Here is a 6,270-nt window from a genome sequence, read left to right as displayed (position 1 = left end):
GTTTTTGGTTTTGTTTTTTTTTTATTTTTTACCTCACACACTCTAATAAAAAAACCACCCCCCCCCCCGACCCCATACCGATACCGACCCCACACCGGACCACCCGTACCGGACCCCACTCAATCGTTACCACCTTGTGCCAGCGCCCACTGATACAGCACCTTTTTCTTTGTCCCGGTAATCTCTGCCCCCAGCGCCGCCGCCTGCTTGACCGACAACTCCGCCAGCAGCACTTCCATCACCCGTTGCGCTTCGGCATCCAGTGACTCCGGCTCGCGCTTGTAGCCTCGTACCAACAGGACAATCTCACCACGCTGCTGGTCGCGGTCGGCACCGACAAACGCAACCAACTCCGCCAGCGTGCCAGTACGGATAGTTTCATAGGTCTTGGTTAACTCCCGCGCCACCGCCGCCTCGCGCCCGGCACCGAAGCTCGCGGCCATATCCTCCAGGCAGGCCAGCACCCGGTGCGGCGCCTCGTAAAAAATCAGCGTACGCGGCTCCTGCGCCAGAGCCTGCAGCCGGTTGCGACGCTGGCCCGGCTTCGCCGGCAGAAAGCCCTCGAAGGCAAACCGGTCACAGGGCAGACCGACGGCGCTCAGGGCGGCCACCAGGGCGCAGGCCCCGGGAATCGGCACCACCGGCACCCCCGCCGCCTGCGCACCCCGCACCAGGCGAAAACCGGGGTCCGACACCAGCGGCGTGCCGGCATCGGCAATCAGTGCCAGCGTCTCCCCGTTGCGCAGCCGCTCGAGCAGCCGCTCCACCTGGCTTTCATCACTGTGATCGTGGTAGGCCAGCATCGGTGTGGATATGTGAAAATGTTCCAGCAGGCGAGCGCTGTGACGGGTATCCTCAGCAGCGATAAGATCCACCGTTTGAAGAGTTTCCACCGCTCGCGGTACCATATCCGCCAAATTGCCTATCGGGGTCGCCACCACATAGAGCACACCGCGCCGGTGCGTGGCGGTACCGGACATCGCTGTGGCACTCAAATTTGTCTTGGTCCTTGTCCCGGTCATAGACACAACCCTGTTGCTGGCGGTGGAAGCTGGTTTAGGAGACGATTTATGGACATCGCTATTCACTCTTTACGCCCGCAGCCGGCCCCTGAGCGGTCGCGCGCCACCCGGGCACTGGCGGCGGCCGCGCTCTGCCTCGCCGTCATCATCAGCGGCTGCGGCACCTCACCGCCGCAACCGGACGGCGAGCAACCGCCGATCTCCCAGGCCAGCCTCGAGGAAATCCGGCAAATGCTCGAGCAGGCGCAAAATAGCACTTCTCCGCAAAAAGAACAGATTTTTCTGCAGGCCGCCGAGCTGCTCCACAGCCTGGGCGAGACAGACTGGGCCCGCAACCTGCTCGGCTCCCTGGACGCCGGAGCCCTCGGCGACGCCGACTTTATCCTGTACACCCTGCTCTACAGCGATACCGCCATGGCCGGCGACGCCTACTTCCTGGCCCAGCGTATTTTGAAAAACCCGCGCCTGGAGCAACTGTGGCCAACCCTGGAAACAGAGGCGGCATTGACCCTGCGCCACCGCCGCGCCGACCTGTTTGCTCTGTTGGGCGAGGCCGCCGCCAGCGTGCGCGAGCGCCTGGCACTGGCAGAGCTGCTGGTCGACACCGAAGCCGGTGACAATAATCAGGACGCCATCTGGCGCACCCTGATGACCCTGCCCCTGGAACAATTACAGTACCTGAGCAGCAAAGAACACGATTCACTGCTGAAAGGCTGGTATAACCTCGCCGCACTCAGCAAGAACAACCAGACCGATCTGGAGCGCCAGTTGCTGCAGGTGGATCAGTGGATTGCCCTGTGGCCGGAACACCCGGCCAGCCTGCGCCTGCCCGGCGATCTGCAACTGTTGCGCCAACTGATCAACGAGCGGCCGCTGCAGGTGGCACTGTTACTGCCCACCGAAGGCAGATGGGGCGCTGCCGGCAAGGCGATCCGCGACGGTTTTTTTGCCGCCTACTACCAGGCCCACGGGCGCCAGAGCCAGACGCCGACGATTAGGCTCTACGACACCAGTCAGGGCGATATCAATACTATCTATGACCGCGCCGTCGCCGAGGGCGCCGAAATGGTGGTGGGTCCGCTGGTGAAAGACAACCTCGAGCAACTCAATCAACGCGAAGCGCTGCCGGTACCGACCCTGGCCATGAACCATATCGACAGCGAGGGCGTATTCGCGCTCGGGCTCTATCAGTTCGGCCTGGCGATTGAGGATGAAGCACGCCAGGCCGCCCGCCGCGCCTGGCTCGAGGGGCACCGGCAGGCAATGATCCTCGCCCCCGCCAGCCATCTGGGCGATCGCGGCGCCATGGCCTTCAACGATGAGTGGCTGCAGCTCGGGGGGCTGGTGGTGGAGGACAGCCGCTTCGCCAACCAGGCCAGCTATATCCAGGTGATCAAAAACGGCCTGCATGTCGAACAGAGCAGCCAGCGGGCCAAGCGTCTGCGCCGGCGTCTGGGTGTGGGTATACCGCTGGAATTCGAGGAGCGCCGGCGCCAGGACGTCGATATGATCTTTATGGTCGCCAACCCGCCCGAGGCACGCCAGTTGAAACCGACCCTGGCCTACTATTTCGCCGGTGACCTGCCGGTGTACGCCACCCGTCATATCTATGCCGGGGTTGCCGATAAAAAAAGCGATGGCGACCTGGAGGGCATCAAGTTCAGCACCCTGCCCTGGGTCTTTGAAACCGCGAGCCCCGAAAAGCGTGTCGTCAACCGGGCCGCCAAGCCCGCGCCCGCGTTCCAGAACCTGTACGCCATGGGCGTCGACGCCTACCGCCTCTACCCGCGCCTGAAACAGCTCGACCAGGTACCGCAGACACGCTTCTACGGCGCCACCGGCGCGCTGCGGCTGCTGGCCAACAAGAAAATAGAGCGGGAGCAAATCTGGGCGCAGATGCGCAAAGGGCTGGCCCGCCCCCTGCCGGTGGTGGTATCGGGCAACTACGTCAATTAGCACTGCCGGCAACAATTAGTATCGCGACGGCGGGCGGGAAAGGTATTCGTTGATGTTCAAACCCACTAGTTAAACGCTATCTCTAAAACAAACAACCAGGGACGGTTAACCAAAAATGTCTACCAAGCGCGACAAAGCGACCGCCGGTATGCGCGGCGACCGGGCCGAACAGCGGGCCCAGGCTTACCTTATATCCCAGGGCCTGCAACCGGTAACCCGTAACTATCGTTGTAAAGCGGGCGAAATCGATTTGATTATGCGAGACGGGGAGGTGCTGGTTTTTGTCGAGGTGCGCTTGCGGTCGGCATCGCGCTTCGGCGCGGCGGCAGCAACGGTGACGGCCAAAAAGCAGCAGAAAATCATTCGCACCGCCGCGTTTTTCCTGCAGGCTCACCGACTGACCGAAACTACCCGCTGTCGCTTCGACGTCATTGCCTTCGATGTCGTTGACTCTGCCGGCAGTCATGCCGACCAAGCCGCCCCTGACAACACCACCTGCGATCGGGACCCAATGCCAAAGGCCGAGGCGGGTATTGCGGACAGCGAGGAAACCCACTGGTTTCGCGATGCCTTCAGCGCTTACAATTAACGCCGATGCGCCGCCGCCGGCTCGTTTTTGGTATGCTGGCCTATTTCACAGTGTGGTGATGCGGTTTTCGATGCGACGGCTTGGTTAAGCGGCTTGTTTTCAACAACTCGGTTTTAACGCCGTGTGCGATTTAATACTCAGTTTTTCGGTGAATGTATGTCGGTGGAAGCAGTGACTATGAACCAGCGTGTAATTACATTGTTTCACGAGAGCATTGAGGCCAAGATGCAGGTCGGCGAAGGGCTGGCGCCCCTGATTGAGGAAGCCAGCCGCATGATCGTGCACGCCCTGCTCGACGGTAAAAAACTGCTTATCTGCGGCAATGGGGTCTCCGCCGCCAACGGCCAGGTGTTTACCTCCAGCCTGGTCAACCGGTTTGAGCAGGAGCGGCCCAGTTTACCCGCCGTGGCGCTGGGCAACGATGTTACGACTCAGACCTCGATCGCCAACGACTACAGCTTTAACGAAATCTACGCAAAACAAATTCGGGCTCTCGGGCAGGCCGGGGACCTGCTGGTAATCCTCAGCGGCAGCGGCAACCCGAGCAATCTGGTGCCGGCCATCGGTGCCGCCCACGACCGGGAAATGGCAATCATAGCTCTCACCGGTCGCGACAGTGGGAACATATCCGCACTTTTGGATGTCAACGACATTGAACTGCACGTACCCGTGGATTCACTGGCGCGCATTCACGAAATTCATCTGCTTATCATTTTTTGTTTGTGTGACTTGATTGATCACCAATTATTCGGAGTACAGGAGTCATGACCAGAACGCTATTGACCTGGGGAATAATCACCACCTGCCTGCTCGGCAGCGGCTGTGTGTCGGTGATCAACGCCACCTCGAAGGACCCCATCAAACCCGATCCGGGCAAGCGCACATTTGGCACCATGATCGATGACCAGCGGCTCGAAACCATTGCCGCAGTCAATATCAAAAAAGCGCATCCGGCGTTGAACAACGCCCATATCAACGTGACCAGCTACAACGGTGTGCTCTTGCTGACCGGGCAGGTGAAGTCGGCAGAGCTGCGCACCCTGGCCAGCGAGACGGCGGCTAAAATTCCAAAAGTCCGGCAGGTGTACAACGAGCTGCAGGTACAGGGCAAACTCTCGATTCTGGCGCGCACCAATGACAGTTGGCTCACCACCAAAGTAAAGACTAAATTGATGGCGCACCGGGATATCAGCAGCAATCGTATCAAGGTGGTTACCGAAAACGGGACGGTGTTCCTGATGGGACTGCTGTCTCACGCCGAAGCCGACCGGGCCGCCGAGGTGGCCCGCACCACCGGCGGTGTGCAGAAAGTGGTGAAAGCGATTGAATACCTTAACTGAAGTTTTGCTATTGGCACCACCTCCGGCGGCACGATGCGGGGTCGGCACGATGCGGGGTCGGCACCCCGACCCCTTCGAGGGGGCCCACTCCCCTCAGCGATGGCACCTGTATCGGAGCCTAGACCCTCTCAATCGCAATCGCAGTAGCTTCCCCACCACCAATACACAAACTTGCCATACCAGTCTTCTTACCATGGGTTTCCAGCGCGGCCAGCAGGGTGACGATAATTCGCGCCCCCGAGGCGCCCAGCGGATGACCCAGGGCGCAGGCACCACCGTGCACATTCACCTTGGCATGGGGAATATCCAACTCTTTCATCGCCGCCATAGGCACATTGGCAAACGCTTCGTTAATCTCGAACAGGTCGATATCGTTAACGGTCCAACTCACTTTATCCAGCAGTGTTTTCAACGCACCCACCGGCGCTGTGGTAAACCACTGCGGTTCATGGGCGTGCTGGGACTGGCCGCGAATCACCGCCAGCGGTTTGAGGCCGCGCTTTTGCGCCTCCGACTCACGCATCAATACCAGCGCGGCGGCGCCATCGGAAATTGAGCTGGCGTTCGCTGCCGTCACGGTGCCGTCTTTCGCAAACGCCGGTCGCAACTGCGGAATCTTGTCCGGGCGGGCATTGCCGGGCTGTTCATCGGTATCGACGGTGACCTCACCCTTGCGGGTCTTGATTGCCACCGGGGTTATCTCGCGCTTGAAGTTGCCGCCCTCAATGGCCGCCTTGGCCCGTGTCAGCGACTCTATGGCGTACTCGTCCTGGGCCTCACGGCTGAAGTCGTATTTTTTGGCGGTCGCATCGGCAAAAGTGCCCATCAAGCCGCCCTCATAGGCATCCTGGAGACCATCGAAGAACATATGGTCAACCACCTCGCCGTGGCCGAGACGGTACCCGGCTCTGGCTTTGGGCAGCATATAAGGCGCGTTGCTCATGCTCTCCATACCACCGGCGACAATCACATCCCCGTGGCCCAGCGCCAGCGCGTCGCAGGCCATCATTACGGTTTTCATCCCGGAACCGCAGACCTTGTTGACGGTGGTGCACGGGACGCTCTCCGGCAGCCCCGCCCCAAGCGCTGCCTGGCGCGCCGGCGCCTGGCCGGTGCCGGCCGGCAGCACACACCCCATCAGTACCTCATCCACATCCTGTGGCTGCACCCCGGCATCTGCCAGTGCCGCCTTGATGGCCGCAGCGCCCAGTTGCGGTGCACTCAACCCACTCAGATCACCCTGCATGCCGCCCATGGCGGTGCGGGCAATGCCTACAATTACAATCGCGTCAGTCATAGTCAGACTCCAAATACCCAATTTGTTGGCCACACCGCCGCTAAACCCACTGGACGATCCGGCCGA

At 60.7% G+C, this 6,270-nt stretch carries 6 protein-coding genes; 4 read left to right on the top strand and 2 right to left on the bottom strand.

The genetic code is table 11. From position 1 onward, the window contains the following. Window positions 1-119: 119 nt before the first annotated feature. Window positions 120-980, bottom strand: a complete 861-nt coding sequence (rsmI, locus tag FKG94_RS11105) for a 16S rRNA (cytidine(1402)-2'-O)-methyltransferase (protein WP_142904431.1) — start codon at window positions 978-980, stop codon at window positions 120-122. A 90-nt stretch (window positions 981-1,070) separates the two neighbouring features. Between rsmI and FKG94_RS11100 the strand changes: the two genes are divergently transcribed. From FKG94_RS11100 to FKG94_RS11085, 4 genes are all read left to right on the top strand, one after another. Continuing rightward, the gene (locus tag FKG94_RS11100) at window positions 1,071-2,978 is read left to right on the top strand and encodes a penicillin-binding protein activator (protein WP_142904302.1); all 1,908 of its coding nucleotides are present in this window, start codon (window positions 1,071-1,073) and stop codon (window positions 2,976-2,978) included. Between the two features lie 115 nt (window positions 2,979-3,093). After that, on the top strand, window positions 3,094-3,567 hold the full coding sequence (locus FKG94_RS11095; protein WP_142904301.1) for a YraN family protein: 474 nt from the start codon (window positions 3,094-3,096) through the stop codon (window positions 3,565-3,567). A gap of 177 nt (window positions 3,568-3,744) precedes the next feature. Then, the gene (locus FKG94_RS11090; RefSeq protein WP_142904300.1) at window positions 3,745-4,335 is read left to right on the top strand and encodes an SIS domain-containing protein; all 591 of its coding nucleotides are present in this window, start codon (window positions 3,745-3,747) and stop codon (window positions 4,333-4,335) included. Further along, on the top strand, window positions 4,332-4,907 hold the full coding sequence (locus FKG94_RS11085; protein WP_142904299.1) for a BON domain-containing protein: 576 nt from the start codon (window positions 4,332-4,334) through the stop codon (window positions 4,905-4,907). Before FKG94_RS11090 ends, FKG94_RS11085 begins: the two co-directional genes overlap by 4 nt. 118 nt (window positions 4,908-5,025) lie before the next feature. On the opposite strand, the gene FKG94_RS11080 is transcribed toward FKG94_RS11085, so the two are convergent. After that, the gene (locus FKG94_RS11080) at window positions 5,026-6,204 is read right to left on the bottom strand and encodes an acetyl-CoA C-acyltransferase (protein WP_142904298.1); all 1,179 of its coding nucleotides are present in this window, start codon (window positions 6,202-6,204) and stop codon (window positions 5,026-5,028) included. Between the last annotated feature and the right edge of the window lie 66 nt (window positions 6,205-6,270).

Origin of the sequence: Exilibacterium tricleocarpae (assembly GCF_007004655.1) — a bacterium.
GTDB lineage: Bacteria > Pseudomonadota > Gammaproteobacteria > Pseudomonadales > Cellvibrionaceae > Exilibacterium > Exilibacterium tricleocarpae.
Note: the sequence above shows the minus strand (reverse complement) of the source record. Positions and strands in the feature narration are given on the sequence as shown.